Below are 21,390 nucleotides of genomic sequence, written 5' to 3'. Positions count from 1 at the left end.
GCATCCGCGCCGCATAGGTCATGGCGTACCCGATGCCGCTCTCTCCATCTGTGATCACTGCGACCTTGCCAACAAGCACTCCGCAGCCATGGCCGCTCCCCTCGGAATGGTCGGGCTTGGGCGCGTTTCGGCCTCGGCGCCGGATGAGGAGCGAAACTCTCCAGGCGACGCTTTCTTTTCCGCATTCGCGCGTTCCTCGGTTACGGCCGGGGACGCAAGGAGGCAGGCGCGCATGGTGGCGATCACTGAGTCCCTGGTTCGATTGGGGCTGCATGCCCGGGACAAGGAGGACGCCATCCGGCAGACCGCCGCAATCCTCGCGGGTGAGGGCAGCGTCGAACCCTCCTATGCCGAGAGCATGCTGGCGCGCGAACGCCAGGTGCCGACCTATCTCGGCAGCGGCATCGCCATTCCCCATGGACTGCGTGGCGATGCGGGCATGGTGCGGCGCACTGCGGTGGCGGTGGCGCAGTTTCCGGGCGGCGTCACCTGGGATGAGGGGCAGGTGGTTCACCTTGCCATCGGCATCGCGGCGCAATCGGACGAGCATGTGCAGGTCCTGGCGGCACTGACCGGCGTGCTGCAGGAGCCCGAGGTGGCCGAGGCCTTGGGGCGCACCCGCGACAAGGGCGAGATCCTGCGGGCACTGGGCGGCGCGGCCCCGCCGCCGCCGGCTGCCGCCGCGCAGATGCCGGAGGGCTATGACCACCGCGCCTCGGCCGAGATCGTGGGCCATGCCGGCTTCCATGCACGGCCGGCAACCGCCTTCGCGACCTTGGCCAAGAGCTTTGCGGCCGAGGTGCTCGTCGGGCATGGCGGAAAGCTCGCCAATGGCAAATCCATGGCGGCCCTGCTGACGCTCGGCGCCGAGCGCGGGGCGCTGCTGGAGATCGCGGCGCGCGGTGCGGATGGTGCCGCGGCCGTGCGGGCCCTGGCTGAGGCCGTGGCCGCCGGGCTGGGCGACGCGGATGAAGCAGAGGAACCGGACCCTGTCGCACGGACCACGGCGATCGTTCCTTATCGAGGCGCGGTACGACGGGGCGTCGCGGCCTCGCCCGGGCTGGCGATCGCGCGCACGCACCGTCTGCGCCACGCGGCGCCAGCAGTCGCCGATATGGCGCCCATCGGCGACCCGGCGGCAGAAGCGCAGCGGCTCGATGTGGCGCTGACGCGCGCGCATGAGGAGTTGCGGGCCCTCCAGGCCGAGGTCTCAGCCCGCTCGGGATCGAAGCAGGCGGCGATCTTCCTGGCGCATCAGGAACTGGTGGATGACCCGGAGCTTGTGGGCGCCGCCCGAGCGCGCGTGGCGCAGGGCATCTCCGCCGCTGCAGCCTGGCGGGCGGTAACCGAGGCGCGGGCCCAGGAGATGGAATCCCTTCGCGATGCCCTGCTGGCGGAGCGCGGGCGGGACGTGCGCGATGTCGGGGCGCGGGTGGTGCGGATCCTCTCGGGCGCGGCCGAGGCGCCAAGCCTCGTGCTGCCGGATCATCCCGTGATCCTGGTGGCGGAAGACCTGGCGCCTTCCGATACGGCGGGGCTGGATACCAGGCGCGTCCTGGGGCTGGCGACCGCAGTGGGCGGACCGAATTCGCACACGGCCATCCTGGCACGCGCGCTGGGCCTGCCGGCTGTCGCGGGTTTGGGGGAGGGGATCCTCCGGATTCCCGATGGCACGGAGGCGGTGCTGGATGGCGATGGCGGCGTGCTCCTCCCGGAGCCGGATGAGCAGGACCGCGCCCTGGCCGAGGCCGCGCGCACTGAACGGCAGGCGGCCGATGCGGAGGCAAGGGAGGCGGCCTACCGCCCTGCCTTCACGCGAGACGGCCGGCGGCTCGAGACTGTGGCGAATATCGGCACTCCCGCCGAGGCCGCGGCTGCCGTGGCGGCGGGTGCGGAAGGTGTTGGCCTCCTGCGCACCGAGTTCCTCTTCCTCGACCGGGAGGCGGCGCCGGATGAGGAGGAGCAGTTCCAGGCGCTGCACGCGATGACGGAGGCGCTGCGCGGCCTGCCGCTTATCGTGCGCACGCTGGATATCGGCGGCGACAAGGAGGTTCCCTATCTGCGGCTCCCGCGGGAGGACAACCCGTTCCTGGGAATCCGCGGGCTGCGCCTCTGCCTGCAGCGGCCGGACCTGTTCCGTCCGCAGCTCCGCGCCATCTCGCGCGCCGCGCGTGCGGCGCCGGCCGGGGCGGTGAAGGTGATGTTCCCAATGGTCGCGAGCGTCGAGGAATACCGCGAGGGCCGTGCGGCGCTGGAGGCCGTGCGTTCCGAGCTGGGCGCACCGCCGATGGAGGTGGGCATCATGGTGGAGGTGCCCTCGGCCGCGGCCATGGCGGATGTGCTGGCGCGCGAGGTGGACTTCTTCTCCATCGGCACGAATGACCTGACGCAATACGTACTGGCCATGGACCGCATGCATCCGGCCCTGGCGACCAAAGCGGATGGGCTGCACCCCGCCGTGCTGCGGCTGATCGGACAGGTGGTGCAGGCGGCGCATGCGGCGGGCAAATGGGTGGGTGTCTGCGGCAACCTCGCCGCCGAGCGCGAAGCCTGCGCGATCCTCGTCGGGCTGGGGGTGGATGAGCTCTCCGTCAGCCCGCCCGCGGTTCCCGAGCTGAAGGCGCGCATCCGGGGGTTGTGGATGGCCGATGCGAAGCGGCTGGCCGAAAGGGCGCTAGCTTGCGGCACGGCGGCCGAGGTGAGGGCGCTTTCGTGAGAGGCATTGCCACCGTTACGCCGAACCCGGCGCTGGATCTGACGACGCGGCTGGGCGTGCTCACGCCCGGCCTGGTGAACCGGGTGCGCGAGGCGCAGGAGGATCCGGGCGGCAAGGGGATCAATGTGGCCGCCTTCCTGGCTTCACAAGGCGCAGGGGTGCCGGTTTTGGCCACGGGGTGGTTGGGTGAGATGAATGCGGCAGGCTTCCGCAGCTTCCTCGCCATGGGTGGGATCGTAGACCGCTTTCTCTCCGTCCCTGGCGCCACGCGGACGAATGTGAAGATCATCGAGGATGACGAGCGCGTCACCGACCTGAACTTTCCCGGCTTCGCCGTGGATGGGGCGCGTGAGAACGCGCTGGCCGACGCCGTGCGTTCGATCGCGGCCGAAGTGGGATGGGTGGCGCTCTGCGGATCGCTGCCGAAGGGTGCCTCGCCGGACCTGCATGCGCGCCTGCTGCGGGAGGTGCGGCAGGCGGGTGCGCGGGTGCTCCTAGATGCCTCAGGCGCGCCCTTCGCGGCGGCGCTCGCGGAAGGGCCGGACTGCATCAAGCCGAATGGCGAGGAACTGGGCGAGCTGTTGGGCGAGCGCATCGCCGGGGTGGCCGATGCGGCGGGTGCGGCAGGGCGGATGCAGGCGCGCGGTGTGGGAACGGTGATCGTCTCGCTCGGTGCTGATGGCGCTGTATTCGCGGATGGCGGCAGGCGCGTTCATGCAGTCGGGCGACCACAGGTGCTTCGCTCCACGGTTGGCGCCGGGGATGCGATGGTCGCCGGTTGGCTGATGGGCGTGTTGCGCGGTCTGGACCTGGTGGCGCGCGCGCGGCTGGCGACGGCCTTCTCGCTCGGCGCACTTTCGACGTTGGGACCGCGCTTGCCCGATGCAGCGGAGATCGCGGCGTTGGCCGGGAAGGTGCAGGTGGAGGTGCTGCCGGATGCGACCTGAGATGCATGCCGTGACGCGTGGGAGGCTGTGAGATGAGCAGGATCCTGGCCCTGACGGCCTGCACGTCGGGCACCGCGCATTCGGTGATGGCGGCCGAGGCGCTGAAGAAGCAGGCGGCATTGCTGGGGCACGAGATCGATGCGCGGGTGGTCGATCCTGGCGCCGGCACCGCGGCCTGGGTGGATGACGCGGTGATGATGGCGGCGGATGGCGTGGTGCTGGCGACCGACACGCCGCTTGATCTCGGCTCACTGGGCGCGCGGCGGATGCATGTGACGAGCACGGCGTCGGCCATCCGTGATCCGGCGGGTGCAATTCAGGCAGCGCTGGCGCTGGGCAGAACGGCATCGATTGCTTCCAAGACGGCCGAGCCGGCGCCTACTATTTCTGATGCCCCGGCTCCGGCCCCAGCGGTAAGTCCTACGGCTCACTCTCCGGCGGTGGCCCCGCCGGGCAGCGCTGATAGGCCCGTCACAACGCCGGCTTCCGGCAAGCGGCTGGTGGCAATCACGGCCTGCCCGACGGGCATCGCACACACTTTCATGGCCGCAGAGGCCCTGAAGCGGCAGGCCTCCGCGATGGGACATGACATTGCGGTCGAGACCCAGGGCTCAGTCGGCGCGAAGAATGTCCTGACCGATGAGCAGATCGCCCAGGCGGATGCAGTGATCATCGCGGCTGACACGGCGGTGGATCTGTCGCGCTTCGCGGGCAAGGCGCTGTACCAGACGGATACGGGATCGGCGCTCAAGAAGGCGCTGGCGGTGATCGAGGCGGCGTTGGCCACGGAAGCACCGGCCGGGGACGCCTCATCAACTTCCCGGGCCGTGAAACCGGCGCGTGCGGGCGGCAAGGCCCAGTCCGGCCCGTACAAGCACCTGCTGACCGGCGTGTCCTACATGTTGCCGGTTGTGGTGGCGGGCGGGCTGCTCATCGCAATCTCCTTCGTCTTCGGCATCGAGGCCTTCAAGGAGCCGGGGACCCTGCCTGCGGCGATGATGCAGATCGGCGGCGGGGCGGCCTTCCTTCTGATGGTGCCGGTGCTCTCAGGCTTCATCGCCTATTCCATCGCGGACCGTCCAGGACTGGCGCCGGGGCTGATTGGCGGGTTGCTTGCCTCCCAACTTGGGGCAGGGTTCCTAGGCGGCATCGTGTCCGGCTTCATCGCGGGTTACTCGGCGCGGCTGATAGCGGACAAGGTGAAGCTGCCCGAAGGCATCCAGGGCCTCATGCCAGTGCTGGTGATCCCGCTGCTGGCGACTGCGACCACGGGGCTGCTCATGGTCTATGTTGTCGGCGCACCGATGAAGGGGATCATGGATGGGCTAACCGCCTGGTTAGGCGGGATGTCGTCCACCAATGCTGTGCTGCTGGGCGCCCTGTTAGGCGCGATGATGTGCTTCGACATGGGCGGTCCAGTGAACAAGGCAGCCTATGCTTTCACGGTGGGGCTGCTTTCCTCCTCCTCCTTCGGGCCGATGGCGGCGACCATGGCGGCAGGGATGGTGCCTCCGCTTGCGCTGGCATTGGCGACCTTCATTGCCCCGCGCAAGTTCGTCAGATCCGAGATCGAGGCGCGGCAGGCGACGGGTGTGCTTGGCCTTTGCTTCATCTCGGAGGGGGCGATCCCCTATGTGGCGCGCGATCCGTTACGGGTCATCCCGACAATGATGGTGGGCGGCGCGGTGAGCGGGGCGCTCTCCATGCTCTTTGGCTGCACGCTCCGGGCACCTCATGGCGGCATGTTCGTGCTGCTGATCCCGGGCGCGGTCGGGAATGTTGTCATGTACCTGGCCTCCATAGCGGCCGGAACCGTTGTCGCGGCGGCGCTGGTGGCCCTGGTGAAGCTTCCGTCCGAGGAGGTTGAGGGAAGTTGAGGCACTCGGGGGTGTCTGCTGTCACGTAGTGAGCGGGGTGCGCTGATTCTCCGGTGACGGAGTCTGAGAACCAGGAGAACGCGCCGCTTCATGCCCGACCACGAATATGATCCTGTCCGGTCAAGTTCCATCGCAGTCAGTGAATCGGATGCACGGGTGCCGCTGAGTCATGGCCTAGCCAGTCGCATGCTTCCGCTCTCGCCAAACCCACGGCGGTAATCGCCGGTTGGCACAGCCGCGGTCCCGCGAGTGACGCTCGTCCTGGCGGCGCTGGCTCCCGGTGGCGGCTCATCGGACGAGACATTGCGGAAGGATTCGGGCGAGCTGTCGCGCATCCATCTGAATGCGCGACAGCATCGCTTGATTTGCCGGGAGTTGAGTCGTGCCTGAGGGGCCGGTCCGGTACGATCGGACCGGCCCCAATAGACGCGGTGCTCGGCGGGCCTAGATGAACCAGACGTGGTCCGCGTGGAACTCGGCCTTGACCGTATCCACGATGGTCAGCTGGTCGGACCCGATGGAGATCACCGTGTTCTGACCAACCGTCTTGGCATGGGCCATGACATCCGCGAAGTCCTTGAAGAGATCATGACTGAAGACGAGGACGTCGTGGTTGGTCCCCGTTCCCTCGGCGTAGAACTCCTGGATCCTGTCGCTGCCAAAGCCCTTGCTGAAGATGAACTGGTCGTTCCCGGCACCACCGGTCAAGGTGTCGCTTCCGGCACCTCCGGTGATCTTGTCGTTGCCGGTCCCACCGTTGATCTTGTCGTTCCCGGTCCCGCCATCGATGGTGTCGTTGCCGGCCTTGCCGTCGATGGTGTCATTGCCGCCGAGGCCCGAGATCTTCTCGCCCTTGGACGTGCCGTTCAGGGTGTTGTTGCTCTTGGTACCCAGGATATCGGCGCTGTTGCCGGTGGTCGGCGTCGGCGTCGGTGCCGGAGCAGGCGTCGGTGCCGGGGTGGTGGGTGCTGGCGTCGGAGTGGGCGTCGGCGCTGGCGTCGTATCCTCGACAGGGGTTGGCGCGGGCGTCGCCGTGCTCGAGCCTGGCATCCAGCGGCTCAGATTCGGGGCCGCGGGGGCCGAGCTGGCCGAGCCGAAGGAGTTCGTCCCGGTCGTGGCCGCTTCGAACTGGGTGTAGGTGTTCGACGCGTCACCCCAGTTGAAATGCCCATCGGTGGTGTAGAACTTGTTGTTGTTCCAGGTGCTGCCGCCGTCGATGTAGGCGGAATTGTTGACGTTGCTCTCGCCGCCGTTGCCGCCATTACCCGAGGCATTCACGATGATGTTGTCGTGGATGTTCTCGTTCCGGATGAGATAGGCGCCGCGATCACCAGAGCCGCGATCCTCCTCGATCAGGCTGATCCCATTGCCGGCATTCGTCGAGTTGACGTAGTTCCCGAAGACTTCCACGTTCGGCGAGTTGTGAACCTGGATCTGCCCGCCCCAGAGCCAGACGGGGTTGCCGGCAGTGCCGTCGCCGATGCTGTTGAAGCCGTTGCCGATGACAGTGTTGTTCTTGATGACCGCGTCGTAGCTGATCTCGTGGCTGATGCCGCCGAGGGCGTTGTTGATCACCAGGTTGCCGTCATAGGTGGTCTTGTAGTTGTTGATGTCGGTCCAGAGGCCATTCCCCGCATTGTCGTGCGAGTAGTTGTCCTTGACCAGGAGGTTCGTCGTCTCGGTGAACTTGGTGCCACCGCCCTCCCAGCTCATGTCGATGCCCGACCAGTAGCCGTTGCGGGCGATTTCGTTCCCCTGGACGACGATGTTGGCGCCACCACCATCAAGGCCCATCTCGCCATTGTCGTGGATGTAGTTGCCGATGATCTTGCCGTTGTCGCCGATATTGGCGCCAACACCATAGATCAGGCGAATCTCGTTGTTCTGGATGACCCAGCCATCACCGCTGCCGCCATCGACGGCCGAGTGCTGGGCCGGGGCGTTGTACTTCTCGATCGTCAGGTTCTTGATGGTGACATTGTCGGCCGTGCCGTTGAAGGCGAAGGAGCTCTGGCCGGTCTCGACCTTATGGCCGGTCGGGTCGCTACCAAGATAGATCTTGTCGGCGCCATAGTCGAAGTAGAACGTTCCTGCCTTCAGCTTCGACAGGGCATCGACGGGCGTCAGCGGCTTGTCATCGAAGAAGACGGTCTCCGGAAATCCGCCGCGCTGGGCACCATCGGCGGTGTAACCGGTCAGGTTACGCGCACCCTCCTGCGTCTGGCCGCTGATCACCCAGGCGGAGCCGGACTTGGCGAAGGAGGTGACCAGCTCCGACCCGTTCAGCACAGCGCCCTGGGCGCCCAGGAACACATCGCCATCCTTGGGCTGGATCGACACTTCGCGATGCGTGCCCGAGGTAAACCAGAAGGTCGACCCGGTCGGGGCACTATTGACGATCTGCTGATAGTTGGAACCAACAGCGAGTTCGATCGCACCAGCGGGCTTAGAGCCGGAAACTACACCATACTGAGCCAAAGTAAGTATCCTTGTGAAATATAGATGAATCACAAGCGTGGATTGCCCCAGACAGAAGATTTCGGCCTTCTGCGCAGACCAATCGAGTAAAACGCCCGATGTTCGTCTATAATGTTGTGGATTTCATTAGACGCGTAGATGCAATCGCAGCGTGAAGAGCTGGTGTCACGCTGGATTAGACTATTGACGCGCAGCCATACCCGGCTTGTTCAAGCCGACCAATGCCTGTGCTGCATCCGGAACTGTCCCGAGATGCCTCAGTTCAAGAAAATCGCCCTATGCACGCGGAACGTGAACCGGGCACCCAGTATCGGATGGTCCCCGGCGTCCAGGCTGTGAAGCACTGGAGTCCACTAGACTGTGTTTTGCCCCGAGAGATTCAGTAATAGGCATAAATTCGTCAGTCAAAATCGTGCCGTCCATGATGTGGGCACAAAAGACCTAGCGAAGCTGCGTAGCGTGGGCAAGAGGCGATAAACAGTATTAAATCGTAATGTTAATCTGTTCTGATAAACGACATGTTTCGCTCCGTAAAAGATGATACCCGGCCCAGGTGGTGTCCCGGAGGCACATATTATACTGATCGCGTTTTCGTGAGTTCAGTTGATGGCACGTTCCGTCCACTCGCGCAATGGTAGAATTTCGCCGTCACCCTCGCTCTGGTTGGTGGCCTCGGACTCCTCATCCTGTCAGGCGTCGGCCAGCCGGGTGGTGGTGAGGGCGATCTGCGATGCAGTCCCAACTGCCGGTGCCGCGCTGCAGTGCTCGCGGTCTTTGAGGCGGCACATCGCGAAGGTTGCCGATGATTCTCGAAGAGCCCACGGCGACGTCCGCTAGCGGAGCAGCAGTTCTGAGTGTCGCGATGCGACCGATTGTGTTGGCGCCATCCCCTCCGCCGGGTTCAGGCTCGCCGACATGCGCGAGAGTCGCGGCTTAGGATCCTGCACGGCGAAGATGTGCATGTGCTGTGCAGCACTGGCGGAAACTGAACGCCACGTTCACCGCTGGCAGCTTACTTGGCCGGAAACCTCTGTGCGAAATGCGTCGGCATCGTTCCAGCATTCGTCTGCACGGTCAGCATGACACAAGCTGACCGTGCCGAAGGTGACGACTGGCAGCGCGAAGGTACGCTGCGTCGTCTTCGCCGAACGCGCCACCGACCTCAGCCGCGCGAGTGTTCGCGTGCAGGATGCTCTTAATTGGGCGGCGACAAATCGCTCTGCTTCAAGCCGCTCCTGGCGTCTCATGCTCTCCCGAACGCCGCCGGGATCGCGCCACGCGGAGAGGGGGTACCGAGCGACAGGTTGACGAAGCGGGAAGCTGCTCGTCGCTAGTGCAGCAGCGACGAGATCTCTTGCCCTGAAGGAGGGCCGCAAGCTACCGCCAGCGGCCCCAGAGCTGGAACGCGTTCGCAGTCGGCGATCAGTTGTGCTGGCCGCCGCCGCCGGTGGCGCCACTCTGCTGGGCCGTCGGGGTTGTGCGGTTGCGCGCTGTGGCGCTGTTCCGGCGTGCCGGGGCGCGGCGGCGCTGGGAACTGGCCTGGGCGCGGGTCTGTCCCCGTTCGGCCGAAGCGCCAGTTGTGGACGATGTTTGCGCGGCAGCGTCCTGCACGGTGACAGGACCGCCGAGGAGGGCTGCGAGGCCGAGGATGCCGAAGAACCTGACTGGTTTGGAGGACAACATCTCTGTGGATCCCGGGTGAGTGGCGGCCGCGGGTGCGGCCGTCATCGGTCAACGTGCCCCGCCTCCCTTCGCTGGCGCGCGGGGCCGGTGCTCACTCCTTCGTGCAGCGGGCAGACCATCCCTGGAGCAGGCGGTGGCAGGGGTCGCGCTCATGCGAAAAGGGCTGCCGGCATGACCGGCAGCCCCAATCCGCATCAGAGGTGCAGGGCTTTGCCGGCCCTGCCCGCTGCGCCTGATCAGCTGTGCTGGCCGCCACCGCCCGTAGCACCGGTCTGCTCAAGCGTCTGATAGCCATTGCCGGCGAGCAGCGTGCGGCCGCTGCTCTGGGTCGAGGAGCCAACCGCGGTCGGGCCTGCAACGTATTCGCCCTCGGCGAAGGCGCTGTCTGCGACCATGGGGCTCATCAGGGCCGCGGCCAGGCCGAGAGTCCGCAGGGTCTTGGAGAAGCTGAAGGAGGACATCGCTCAAATCCTTTGTGGATGGCGACGGCACCGTGTCGTCGTCTGTCGACGAGCCATATGAGCCGGAAGCCGCGCCCGATCCACTGCATGGGAGGAATGCTTTTCATTCCTGAAAGGAATGGTGGCTGGCCTTCCGTCTGAGTCGGCCGTCCCGGGCGGAGGCCGCGCCACCGCCCGGTGAACCCATGCGCTTCGGTGGCGTCAGGCCGGAACGGCCGTGCCCCGGATGCGGGAGATCGTGGCATCCGGCGTGATCTGCTCCGGATCGGTGCGAAGCTCGATCAGGGCTGGCAGGCCGGATGCGAGCGCCCTTTCGAAGGCCGGGGCGAAGTCGGCCGTCTCGGTCACCAGCTCCCCATGCGCGCCGAAGGTTATAGCCATGGCGGCGAAGTCCGGATTGCGCAGGTCCGTCGCGCTGGGACGTCCGGGATAGCGGCGCTCCTGATGCATCCGGATCGAACCGTACATGCCGTTGTTGACCACGATCACCACGACGGGCAGGCCGTACTGCACCGCCGTCGCGAAATCCGGCGCTGCCATCATGAAGCAACCGTCTCCTGCGAAGGCCACGACCTTGCGGTCGGGATAGCGGAGCTGGGCTGCGATGGCCGCCGGCAACCCATAGCCCATGCAGCCGGATTTCGGTGCGAGCTGGGAACCGAGCTGCCGGTACGAGTGGAAGCGATGGACCCAACCCGCATAATTGCCGGCACCGTTCGTGACGATACTGTCAGGCGGCAGCCGGTCGCGCAGGAAGATGCAGACCTGCGCGAGATCCACACCGGCGTTGGAGGCAGGCGGAGGCCTATGCCGCGCCTCATAGGATTCCCGCGCCTCCCGCCGCCAGTCCCGCCAGGCCGAGGCATCCACCGGCGGCAGTTGCCGGGCCGCCGCGGCGAAGGGCGCAGCCCCGGACTGGATCGGCAACTCCGCATGGAACACCCGCCCCAACTCGTCGCCATCCTGATGCACGTGGATGAGGCGCTGCTGCGGCTGTGGCGGCGTCACGATCCTGTAGCCACGGGTGACGACCTCCCCGAGGTGATCGCCGATGACCAGAAGTAGATCTGCCCCAGCGACGCGCGCCGCCACGTCGGGATGCATACCGAGGCTGAGATCGCCGATGTAGTTCTCGCTGCGGTTGTCGATTAGGTGCTGCGAGCGGAAGGCGGCGGCGACCGGCAGGTCGTTCGCAGTCACGAAGGCCTGCAGGTCATCAAAGGCCTGCGGCGTCCAGCCCGTTCCGCCGAGGACCACGAGCGGTCTCTTTGCTTCCTGCAGGAGGATGCGCATGCGGGCCAGCAGGTCCGGCTGTGGCGCCGGCGTCGAGGGGACGAAGCGCGGCAGGTCCGCGACGGCGCATTCCTCTTCCAGCATGTCCTCGGGCAGGGAGAGGATGACAGGGCCGGGCCGGCCACTGACCGCCATGTGGAAGGCGCGGCTGAGATATTCCGGGATCAGCGCAGGATCCTCGATCTCCGCAGCCCATTTCGACGTGGAGGCGAAGACGCGGGTGTAATCCATCTCCTGGAAGGCCCCGCGACCACGGAAGCGGCGTGGCACCTGGCCGATGAGAAGGATCATCGGCGTGGAATCCATGAAGGCGGTGTGGATGCCCACCGCCGCATGCATGGCGCCGGGCCCGCGGCTGACCAGGCAGACACCGGGCCGCCCGAGCATCTTTCCGTCGGCCTCGGCCATGTGGGAGGCGGCGGCTTCATGGCGGCAGACCACGAACTGTACCCCGGCCGCGGGATCGCGCAATGCATCAAAGATCGGCAGGGAGCTTTCACCGGGCACGCCGAAGACGCGATCGACCCCATGGATGCGCAAGGCATCGACGAGGATGCGGCCGCCTTCGCGAAACGCGGGCCCGGCCTGGCCTGTTGGGGTGGCAGCGATGTGATCCACTCGTCGTCTCCAGCCTGGCCCGCGGCAGCGGCCGGCGGGCGGAAATGCCATTTTGACAAAGCTATCTGATTAAGCAACGCTGACTTGGGACGGATCGCCGGCTCGACGGTCAAGGCATGGCTGCGGGAAGGGAATGAAGAATGCGGGGTGTGTTGCTGCTGGCCGCCTGGGCGGCGGGGCTGCTGTTAAATCCTGGCCAGGTCCTGGCGCAATCCGCCTGGCCGGACCGGCCCATCCGCTTCGTGGTTCCGTTCGCCCCCGGCGGCAACACGGATTCCGTCGCGCGGGCAACGGCCGAGTATCTGCGTAAGGCGCTGAACACCAACATCGTCATCGAGAATCGCGGCGGGGCCGGCGGCATCGTCGGTACTGAGGCAGTCGTGCGGGCGGCGCCGGATGGCTACACCTTCTGCGTCTGCAGCACCGGTTCCATCTCGATCTCGCCCGTCGTGGACAAGCTGTCCTACGATCCGCTGCGCGACCTCATTCCGATCAGCATCATCAACACCAATCCTGAGGTGGTGCTCGTCAAGCCTACGCTTCCGGTCCGGTCGATCCAGGAGCTGATCGCGCATGCGCGGCGGAACCCGAACAGCCTCACCTACAGCTCCAGCGGCGTCGGCGGGCTGATGCATTTCGCTGTCCGCGTCTTCGAGCAGAGGACCGGAACGCAGTTCCTCCATGTGCCCTATCGCGGCGGCGCGCCGGCCGCGCTGGCGGTGGTGGCGGGCGAGGTGGACATGGTCTTCGCCAACATGTCGGACGCCCTGCCGCAGATGCAGGCCGGCACGGTGCGCGCCTTGGCAGTGACGACGACGGCGCGCAGCCCCTATGCCGCGGATGTGCCGACGGTTTCCGAAAGCGGCGTGCCCGGCTTCAACGCCGAATCCTGGAACGGCCTCTTTGCCCCGGCCGGCACCCCGCAACCCATCGTCGATCGGCTGGCCGGGCTGCTGGCGGAGATGGCGCGCTCACCGGAGATCCAGCGCAGCATGGGCACCTATGGCTCGATCGCGGTCTCGAGCACGCCGGCCGAGTACCGGCAGATGCTGCGCGCGGAGATGGACCAGTGGGCGGGGGTGGTCAACGCCGCACCCGCCGCCACGCGATAGGGGCCTTTCCACAGGATGCCTCTCCATCTTCCCGTACAGGAGTCCACACCGATGCCTTCCGATCACCTTCGCCCATCCCGCGGCGGGGCTTCTGTCCGGGGCCGGCTCCGCTCCCCCTGCGCGCTGGCCGGGCTGCTGGCGCTTGGATTCGTCCTGGCGGGCCTTCCCCGGCCGGCCGCGAGCCAGGCCGTCTGGCCGGACCGCCCTATCCGCCTCCTGGTGCCCTTCGCGCCGGGCGGGGTGACGGACAGCATCGCCCGGCTCAGCGCGGAATGGCTTTCGGCACGGCTGGGGCAGTCCATCGTCGTCGAGAACCGCAGCGGCGGCAACGGGACCATCGCCCTGGAGGCTGTCCGGCGGAGCGCGCCGGACGGATACACGCTGCTGACCGCCAGCGCGTCCCAGATGGTGATGCTGCCGGCGCTGACGACGGTGCCCTTCGTCGCCGAGCGGGATTTCGCGCCGGTGTCGATCGTGGCCTCCAACCCGCTGGCCATCGGCGTGAGCGCCAGCCTCGGCGTGCGCACGCTGGGCGAGTTCGTGGCCCTGGCCAAGCGGCAGGGTGGGCAGCTCAATTACGGCTCGGCGAGCACCGGCTCCTCCACGCATCTGGTCATGGCGCTGCTGTTGCAGCGGGCGGGGATCGAGATGCAGCATGTCCCCTATCGCGGTGGATCGCCGGCGATGCAGGACCTGCTCGGCGGCCGCCTCGCCGCTTATTTCGGCAACACCTCGGACATGATCCCGCATGTGCAGGGGGACGCGATCCGCGTGCTTGCCGTCTCGGGTGCCGAGCGCTCGCCGGCCATGCCGCAGGTGCCGACGGTGGCCGAGCAGGGCTATCCCGGCTTCCGCGCAGAAACCTGGAACGGCATTGCCGCCCCGGCCGGCGTTCCCGTCGCCATCATCGATCGCATCGCGGGTGAGCTGAAGCCCGCCTGCGCCGATGCAGGCTTCCGCGAAAAGCTTGAGCGCCTCGGGACCACCGCGGTCTGCAGCACGCCCGCCGAATTCGCGGCGGCGATGCGCGCCGATGCGCCGATCTGGCAGGAAGCCGTGCGCGTCTCGGGCGCAAGCCTGGATTGAGGCTCGCCGGAAGGGCTTCCGCCCGGCGGCGTCCGGCGGGCGGAAGCGATGCTCCAGCCCGCCCTCGGCGGTAGGTCAGGAGGAGGAAGGCGAATTTACCTAAGTCCGCGGCGCCGGGCCGGCCCCGGGGCGGCGGGCCATGAGGGTAGTGCCGGGCTGGACCGGGGCGGCCAGCACCTTGTCGATGCGCCGCCCATCCAGATCGATGACCTCGAAGCGCCAGCCCTGCGCCTCAGCGGCCTCCCCCGCGCGCGGCAGGTGACCCATGGCCTGGAGGATGAAGCCGGCGGTCGTCTGGTAGCTGCGCTGGGCCGGGAGGGCGATCCGCAGGCGCTCAGCCATCTCATCGGCGGGCATCCAGCCCGCGAGCAGCCATGAGCCATCCTCGCGCTGCACTGCCGCCGGCTCGTCATCCGCTTCGGAGCGGAAGGCACCCACGATGACATGGCCCAGGTCGGCGGGGGTGACGATGCCCTCGAAGTCACCGTATTCGTCATGCACCAGCGCCATCGGAACTTCGGCCCGCTGCAGCGTCTCCAGCACGTCGAGCGCGTCGGCGGCTGCGGGCACGACCGGCGCGTTCCGCACCCGCTTTCGCAATTCGAGCGGCTCGCCCCGCACCAGCGCCGCCAGCAGTTCGCGCGAGGGGACGACGCCGATCATGGCATCCGGCGAGCCTTCGCCGACAGGGAGCCGCGAATGCGTCGTGCGGAGGAGGATCTCGCGAACCCTGTCCTCGCTCGCACCCGCATCGAGCCAAACCACTTCGCCGCGCGGAGTCATGACACCCACCACCGGCCGGTCGCCGAGGCGCAGCACGCCCGCGATCATGCGCCGCTCCGCCGTCTGGATGGTGCCCTGGCGCTCGGCTTCGGTGACCAGCGCACGCAGGTCCTCGTCCGTCACCCGCTCCTCCGGCTCGTCGCCGAGGCCGAGCAGGCGGAAGATCAGGTTGCTGGAGGTGTCGAGCAGCCAGACGACCGGGGCTGCGACGCGCGACACCACCGCCATGAGCGGTGCGACGCGGCAGGCTAGGCCCTCCGCGTCGCGCAGCGCCAGGCGCTTGGGGACGAGTTCGCCGATGACAATGGAGAGGTAGGTGACGAGGGCGATGATGGCCCCGAACCCGGCCGGCTCGGCCACCGCCTGGGGCACCCCGAGCCCCGCCAGCCAGGCCGCGACCCGCCCGCCGAGGGCGGAGCCGGAGAAGGCGCCCGCCAGCACGCCGACCAGGGTGATGCCGACCTGGACGGTTGAAAGAAAGCGGCCCGGGTTCTCTGCAACCGCCAGGGCAGTGCTGGCGCCGGGGCGGCCGGCCTCGGCCATAGCACGCAGCCGCGGACGCCGCGCCGAGACCAGGGCAAGCTCCGAAAGGGCGAAGACGCCGTTCAGCAGGACAAGCAAGAGGACGATGGCGAGTTCGAGCAGGGCATCCTCCATAAACCGCGGCATCCGGAGGGGTGCCGGGGATCCGATCGAGCTTAACGTCGCCGCGGTGCCTGCGGCGTAGCGGTGTCCTTCAAGTCCAGTCGGCTGGTGCTGCGCCGTCCGTAGCGCCGCACCCAGGCCTTTGGCGCGTCAGCCCGCCCGCCCCAGGCGCCGGACGATGAGGAGGCCGGCGAGCGTGACGACCGCAAGATGGCCGAAGGCGAGGCCCCAGCCGAGCACGCCATCGCCACCCGCCAAGTCGAGAACCCATCCGACGCCGAGCGGGCCGAGGAAGCCGCCAGCATAGCCCGCCATGCTGTGCAGCCCCATCGTTGCCCCCCGGAGGTTCTTGTCCGCCGCCTGCACCGTCCCGGCGGTGAGGGCTGCACTGTCCAGGTAGATGGCGGCATTCCACAGCAGCACGAGCAGAGCGGCCATGACGACGGACAGCCCCGTTGTCCAGCCCGCGAGCAGCGACAGCGCCGCCGCGCTGCCCATGGCCCAAAGCACCACCCGGCCGCGCCCGTGGCGCTGCGCCGTCTCATTGCCGGTGACGGACACGGCGATGCCCGCAAGCCCTGCCGCGGTGAACAACACGGCCGGCCCGGGCATCCAATCCGGCGCGCCGAGCCGGGACGCGGTGGCGGCGAGGAATGTGACGCCCCAGGCGCGCAGGGCGGTCAGTTCCCAGGTGTGAACGGTGTAGCCGACGATCCATGCCATCGCCCGGCGGTTACGGAACACCGGCCGGAAGTCGAGCAGCGCGCCCGTCGCCGTCCCCGTTTGCCGCGGTGGCATGCGGGGCATGACCGCCGCGGCAATGGCGAAGGCTGTGGCCGCGGCGACAGCGCCGAAAAGGAAGGCAGCGCCTGGTCCGGCCAGGAAGTCGAACAGGGTGGCGGCTGCGAAGGAGACGGCGCCCGCAATGCCGACGCCCGCGGCATGCCAGGAAACGGCGCGCGACTGTGCCGCTCCTTCCAGCGGATCGGCAATGGCCTTGAGGCCGGGCATATAGGCACCCGCCCACCCGATCCCGGCCAGCGCGCGCATCAGCAGGCCGGACCAGAAGCCCTCAGCCACCAGGGCGAAGCCAAGATGGGAAAGCGCCGTGAGCGCCGTGCCGACCAGATAGACGCGCCGGGCCGGCACCCGGTCCGTCAGGGACAGCAGCACCGGCACCGCGGGTACATAGGCGGCGAAGAAGATGCCGACGAGCCACCCGGCTTCGGTCTTGGTCAGGTCCCATCCTTCGATGTAGGCGGGCAGAAGGGCCGGCAGCGTGAAGGCGCCGATCTGGGTCAGGACCTGCGCGGCGACGATGGCGGCGACAAAGCCCCGGCTACCGGGAAGCGGCGCACGCCACTGGCTGGGGGATGCCCTCATTGGGCGGCTGGCCCACCCTGGTCACGCCCAGCAGGCAGGAAACTGTCGGCGGAGCGGATCACCGGCACATCGATCGGCATGGCGGCCAAGGTAGCCATGTCGGGTGGATTCGAAATGGCGGCGGGGCGGCTAGCCAGCCGCCGCCCGGCTCGCCCCGCGGTCGTACCAGGCGCGGCTGCGCATCACGATGTGAACCACCGAAAGCATGACCGGCACCTCTACCAGAACGCCAACCACGGTGGCCAGCGCGGCGCCGGATTCGAAGCCGAACAGGCTAATGGCGGCGGCGACGGCCAGTTCGAAGAAGTTGCTGGCGCCGATGAGGGCTGATGGCCCCGCCACGCTGTGCGCCGAGCCGCACTGCCGGTTCAGCACGTAGGCGAGGCCCGCATTCAGGTAGACCTGGATCAGGATGGGGACGGCGAGCAGCAAGATGACCAGCGGCTGCGCCAGGATCTGCTCGCCCTGGAAGCCGAACAGCAGCACCAGCGTGGTCAGCAAGGCGACCAGCGACACCGGGTTCAGCGCCTTTAGCGTGCGCTCCAGCCGCGCCGCGCCCCCGGATGCCAGCAGGCAGCGCCGCCAGATCTGCGCCGCGAAGACCGGCACGATGATGTAGAGCACCACCGACAGCAGCAGCGTGTCCCAGGGCACCGTGATGGCGGAGAGGCCGAGCAGCAGGCCGACCACGGGCGCGAAGGCCACGACCATGATGGCATCGTTGAGTGCCACCTGGCTCAGCGTAAAGTTCGGCTCGCCGTCCGTCAGGCGTGACCACACGAACACCATGGCCGTGCAGGGTGCCGCGGCCAGCAGGATGAGCCCGGCGATATAGCTGTCGATCTGATTCTCCGGTAGCCAGGGCCGGAACAGCCAGCCGATGAACAGCCAGCCCAGCAACGCCATGGAGAAGGGCTTCACCAGCCAGTTGATGCCGAGGGTGACGGCGATGCCGCGCCAGTGCTGGGCAACCTGGCCCATGGCGGCGAAGTCCACGCGCAGCAGCATGGGCACGATCATGGCCCAGATCAGCAGGGCGACGGGGATGTTGACTTGCGCGACCTCCATGCGGCCGAGCGTCTGGAACGGGCCGGGAAGCAGGGCGCCGAGCGCGATACCCACGACGATGCACAAGGCCACCCAGAGCGTCAGGTAGCGTTCGAAGCTGCCCATCGCCGCCCGGCGCCGCTGGATGGCAGCCTCGCCCTGCGCGGCCGCGCTCATGCCGCATTCCCCGGCGCCGCGCGCCGACCTTGGTCGTCAATGACCTTCTCGCCGTCCTCCTTGGCGAAGGCACCCTGCTGTTCGTCCGGGAGGATGTTCAGCACCGCCTCCGACGGCCTGCACAGCCGCACGCCGAGCGGCGTCACCACTATGGGCCGGTTGATGAGGATGGGATGCGCCATCATGGCGTCGAGCAGTTGGTCGTCGGTCAGCACCGGATCGCCGAGCCCGAGTTGGTCATAGGCCGTGCCCTTCTGCCGGAGCAGGTCACGGAGGCTGATGCCCATGCGCCGGACGAGGTCCGCCAGCTGCTCCCGAGACGGCGGCGTCTTAAGGTATTCGATGACCTCCGGCTCCTCGCCGGAGTTGCGGATGAGGGCGAGGACGTTGCGCGAGGTTCCGCAGGCCGGATTGTGATAGATCGTAACGGTCATCGGCATTCCTCGTTGATGTTGGCGGGGCGGGCATCAGGGGCCGTGGGGTCGCAGGCGGGGCCGCAGATCGCCTGACTGCCGCAGCAATGCTCGGTGAGATAGGCGACAAGGCCGTTTATCGCGTCCGGAACCATCGCGTAGAAGAGTTGGCGGCTGACCCGGCGTTGGGTGACCAGGCCGCCACGCAAAAGCTGCTGCAGGTGGAAGGTCAACGAGGAGGGCGGCAGGCCCAGGCGCTCCGCGATCACACCTGCGGGCAGGCCGTCCGGCCCCTGCTCCACCAGCATGCGGAAAACCTGGAGGCGGGTCTCCTGGGCGAGGGCGCCGAGCGCCACGACAGCCTGACTGGCATCCATTCTGCAATTTTACGATATTTCGAGTTGAATCGTATTATGGCGGCGGGGCGGGCCATTTGCAAGACTTCGATGGTTCTTGCTCTCCCCCAAGGGTAGGAACCACATCATGCGTGCAGGGGCATGGAGGCCGAACCCACCGGGCGGGCTTCAATCATGCACCAGGCCCGGGAACCTCCGTCACGCGGTCGACCTGGGAGAAATGTGTTTCGGGTGACATTTGGGCGGTTAAACCCCGCCATCATCCCATGGCTCATGGTAAGGAGCCGGCATCCTAAGGGATTTACGGGAGACTGAAATTGCGGAAGCCGAACTACGACTTTGAACGTGCGCAGCGAAACAACGCCAAGGAAGCGAAGGCCAGGGCGAAGGCGCAGAAGAAGCTAGAACAGAGAGATGAGCAATCTGGAACGCCTCCGAATTCGCAGGATGGCGCACCGGAAAGTGAGTTCCGCGACGACGCGGAAGGGAGGAATTGATCTCCCCCCTGACGTGACCGCAGCCACTGCGGTTGCGCGGGGGCGGGGCTGAGGAACAACGGACGCCCGGCACGAAAACCGGAGGGTTCGCTGATGTCTCGTGCTTTGTGTCTGGCCTTCGCCGTGTTGGCCGCTGCCCCTGCCGCCGCACAGGACCAGACTACGCCGCCGCGCCAGGACGGCGTGGTCTGGGACGACGCAAAGCCGACGCTGCACCTCGGAGGCGGGGCCTTCACGGCTTCGCCGGTCCTCCGCCTGGATGCCGATGCCGGATCATATTTCGGTCAGGACGTGCCGGGCGGCTATCGCAGCGGCGTCAACTTGCGGCGCGGGCGGCTGGGGGTCCGCGGGACGGTGCTGCAGGATTTCTCCTACAATTTCACCTGGGATTTCGGTGGAGCCAGCCCGAACGACTACAGCAACCTGTTCGAGGCGCAGATCGCCTATACCGGCCTCAAATGGGCGACGATCCGAGCCGGCGCGTTCACGCCGCAACATCTGCCCGAGTATGCCGCCAGCTCGCTCGACCTGCTGTTCATGGAACGGACATCCATCACCAGCATCGCCAGCAGCCTAGCTTCGGGCGACACGCGTTTGGCCGTCGGCATCGAGGGGAATGGCGCGATCGGGAGTGGCGGCGCCCGCTGGAACGCTAGCGGCTATGTCACCGGCGGAGTGGCCTCGACGCCGAATGATGATCGCCAGCGTGGCGTGGCCGGCCGCGCGGTCGTGCTCGCACTTTCTCATCCGAACCTGCAACTGCAACTCGGCGCTGATTTCGCGGCGCAGCTCCACCCAGGCACCAACCCTGGCCCGGCAGCCGTCAGGCTGCGCGACTTTCCCGAGCTTCGCGTGGATAGCCGGCGCCTGCTCGACAGCGGCTCGATCCCTGCGGACCACGCCATCGCCGTGGGGCCGGAACTCGCCGGCCGGCTAGGCCCACTCTATTTCGAGGCGCTGTGGCAACGCGTCGAAATCGATGCCACCGACGGTGGCGACCGCAGTTTCGAGGGCTGGTACATCCAGGGCGCCTATCCGCTGATCGGGCCGGCGCGCGAGCGCAACAAGGAAGATGGAACCTGGGTGCGTCCGGCCACCAAAGGTTGGATCAACCCTTCCGCGAACAACTGGGGCGTACTGGAGCTCGCCGCGCGCTACAGCACCGTTGATCTGCGGGATGGATCGCGAGGCAGCAAGCAGAGCATCTGGACCGTGGGAATGAACTGGTACCTGTCACGCCAGCTTCGACTTGCCGCGCAGTATCAGAATGGCACAACCGATCTGTTCACGGGCAAGCGCGATTTCGAGGCTGTCGGGCTGCGCGCGATTTTCAGCCTTTAGCAGGGTGCTGAAATCGGCCTCTGGTGTCTGACCTGCCGGCGTGATTCGCTGTTTGGGTTGGATGGCGGGGCAAGGACGAGGTCAGGGGTTCGCTGTTCAGCTAGTGCACTGACCCAGACGGAGGATTCACAAGGGGGCGCTGCGCTGGAATTCTCTGGGCATGGCCCAGACCGTCAGTGTCATCGTTGGATCTGAGGATCGCGCCCACCTGGCTGCGATCATTGGCGACCGGAACCGCCCGCTCAAGCATGTACAGCGGGCCAACATCATTCTGCTCTCCGCTGAGCGGCTGCCGGTTCTGGAGGTGGCGCGCCGCGCGGGCGTCAGCCGCCCCGGGGTCTGGCGGTGGTAGGTGCGCTATGCCGAACAGGGTGTCGACGGGCTGCTGCGCGACAAGACGCGCAAGCCTGGCCGGGCGCCGCTGGCCACCGCGACGGTGGCCAAGGTGCTGGCCCTGACCTGTTCCGAGCCGCCCGG

15 protein-coding genes and 1 pseudogene are annotated in these 21,390 nt (G+C 67.3%); 8 read left to right on the top strand and 8 right to left on the bottom strand.

Annotated elements, in window-relative coordinates; genetic code table 11:
• Positions 1–232 precede the first annotated feature (232 nt).
• From ptsP to GSE44_RS19730, 3 genes are read left to right on the top strand one after another with little or no spacing between them, the layout of a single operon-like run.
• A complete protein-coding gene (gene ptsP, locus GSE44_RS19740; protein WP_159350551.1) occupies positions 233–2,716 on the top strand; it encodes a phosphoenolpyruvate--protein phosphotransferase in 2,484 nt (827 codons plus the stop codon).
• On the top strand, positions 2,713–3,663 hold the full coding sequence (locus GSE44_RS19735; protein ID WP_159350550.1) for a 1-phosphofructokinase family hexose kinase: 951 nt from the start codon (positions 2,713–2,715) through the stop codon (positions 3,661–3,663). Before ptsP ends, GSE44_RS19735 begins: the two co-directional genes overlap by 4 nt.
• A gap of 32 nt (positions 3,664–3,695) precedes the next feature.
• On the top strand, positions 3,696–5,540 hold the full coding sequence (locus tag GSE44_RS19730; RefSeq protein WP_159350549.1) for a PTS fructose transporter subunit EIIBC: 1,845 nt from the start codon (positions 3,696–3,698) through the stop codon (positions 5,538–5,540).
• A 444-nt stretch (positions 5,541–5,984) separates the two neighbouring features.
• On the opposite strand, the gene GSE44_RS19725 is transcribed toward GSE44_RS19730, so the two are convergent.
• From GSE44_RS19725 to GSE44_RS19715, 3 genes are all read right to left on the bottom strand, one after another.
• Positions 5,985–8,018, bottom strand: a complete 2,034-nt coding sequence (locus tag GSE44_RS19725; protein WP_235924972.1) for a right-handed parallel beta-helix repeat-containing protein — start codon at positions 8,016–8,018, stop codon at positions 5,985–5,987.
• A gap of 1,919 nt (positions 8,019–9,937) precedes the next feature.
• The gene (locus GSE44_RS19720; protein ID WP_159350547.1) at positions 9,938–10,162 is read right to left on the bottom strand and encodes a hypothetical protein; all 225 of its coding nucleotides are present in this window, start codon (positions 10,160–10,162) and stop codon (positions 9,938–9,940) included.
• 201 nt (positions 10,163–10,363) lie between these two features.
• Complete coding sequence (locus GSE44_RS19715; RefSeq protein ID WP_235924971.1) at positions 10,364–12,073, bottom strand: thiamine pyrophosphate-binding protein; 1,710 nt, start codon at positions 12,071–12,073, stop codon at positions 10,364–10,366.
• 140 nt (positions 12,074–12,213) lie between these two features.
• Here GSE44_RS19715 and GSE44_RS19710 point away from each other — a divergent pair, with 140 nt between their 5' ends.
• Together GSE44_RS19710 and GSE44_RS19705 are read left to right on the top strand one after the other, a co-directional pair.
• On the top strand, positions 12,214–13,185 hold the full coding sequence (locus GSE44_RS19710; protein WP_159350545.1) for a Bug family tripartite tricarboxylate transporter substrate binding protein: 972 nt from the start codon (positions 12,214–12,216) through the stop codon (positions 13,183–13,185).
• A gap of 51 nt (positions 13,186–13,236) precedes the next feature.
• The gene (locus GSE44_RS19705) at positions 13,237–14,271 is read left to right on the top strand and encodes a Bug family tripartite tricarboxylate transporter substrate binding protein (RefSeq protein ID WP_159350544.1); all 1,035 of its coding nucleotides are present in this window, start codon (positions 13,237–13,239) and stop codon (positions 14,269–14,271) included.
• 99 nt (positions 14,272–14,370) lie between these two features.
• On the opposite strand, the gene GSE44_RS19700 is transcribed toward GSE44_RS19705, so the two are convergent.
• From GSE44_RS19700 to GSE44_RS19680, 5 genes are all read right to left on the bottom strand, one after another.
• Positions 14,371–15,711: a hemolysin family protein gene (locus GSE44_RS19700; protein WP_201306151.1), complete on the bottom strand. Its 1,341-nt coding sequence runs from the start codon at positions 15,709–15,711 to the stop codon at positions 14,371–14,373.
• A 138-nt stretch (positions 15,712–15,849) separates the two neighbouring features.
• Positions 15,850–17,082 carry an MFS transporter gene (locus tag GSE44_RS19695; RefSeq protein ID WP_159350543.1) on the bottom strand — a complete coding sequence of 411 codons (1,233 nt, stop codon included), beginning with the start codon at positions 17,080–17,082 and terminating at the stop codon, positions 15,850–15,852.
• A 129-nt stretch (positions 17,083–17,211) separates the two neighbouring features.
• On the bottom strand, positions 17,212–18,306 hold the full coding sequence (gene arsB / locus GSE44_RS19690; RefSeq protein ID WP_201306150.1) for an ACR3 family arsenite efflux transporter: 1,095 nt from the start codon (positions 18,304–18,306) through the stop codon (positions 17,212–17,214).
• Entirely contained in the window at positions 18,303–18,740 is a 438-nt protein-coding gene (gene arsC, locus GSE44_RS19685) for an arsenate reductase (glutaredoxin) (protein ID WP_159350542.1), read from the bottom strand. Before arsC ends, arsB begins: the two co-directional genes overlap by 4 nt.
• On the bottom strand, positions 18,737–19,096 hold the full coding sequence (locus GSE44_RS19680) for an ArsR/SmtB family transcription factor (RefSeq protein WP_159350541.1): 360 nt from the start codon (positions 19,094–19,096) through the stop codon (positions 18,737–18,739). Before GSE44_RS19680 ends, arsC begins: the two co-directional genes overlap by 4 nt.
• Positions 19,097–19,392: 296 nt before the next feature.
• Between GSE44_RS19680 and GSE44_RS25830 the strand changes: the two genes are divergently transcribed.
• The 3 genes and pseudogenes from GSE44_RS25830 to GSE44_RS19670 all read left to right on the top strand — a co-directional run.
• The gene (locus tag GSE44_RS25830; protein ID WP_235924970.1) at positions 19,393–19,572 is read left to right on the top strand and encodes a hypothetical protein; all 180 of its coding nucleotides are present in this window, start codon (positions 19,393–19,395) and stop codon (positions 19,570–19,572) included.
• A 105-nt stretch (positions 19,573–19,677) separates the two neighbouring features.
• Positions 19,678–20,913: an OprO/OprP family phosphate-selective porin gene (locus GSE44_RS19675; RefSeq protein WP_235924968.1), complete on the top strand. Its 1,236-nt coding sequence runs from the start codon at positions 19,678–19,680 to the stop codon at positions 20,911–20,913.
• Positions 20,914–21,073: 160 nt separating this feature from the next.
• A pseudogene (locus tag GSE44_RS19670) lies at positions 21,074–21,390 on the top strand (helix-turn-helix domain-containing protein); the annotation flags it as partial.

Origin of the sequence: Muricoccus harenae, from assembly GCF_009848505.1 — a bacterium.
GTDB lineage: Bacteria > Pseudomonadota > Alphaproteobacteria > Acetobacterales > Acetobacteraceae > Roseomonas > Roseomonas harenae.
Note: the sequence above shows the minus strand (reverse complement) of the source record. Positions and strands in the feature narration are given on the sequence as shown.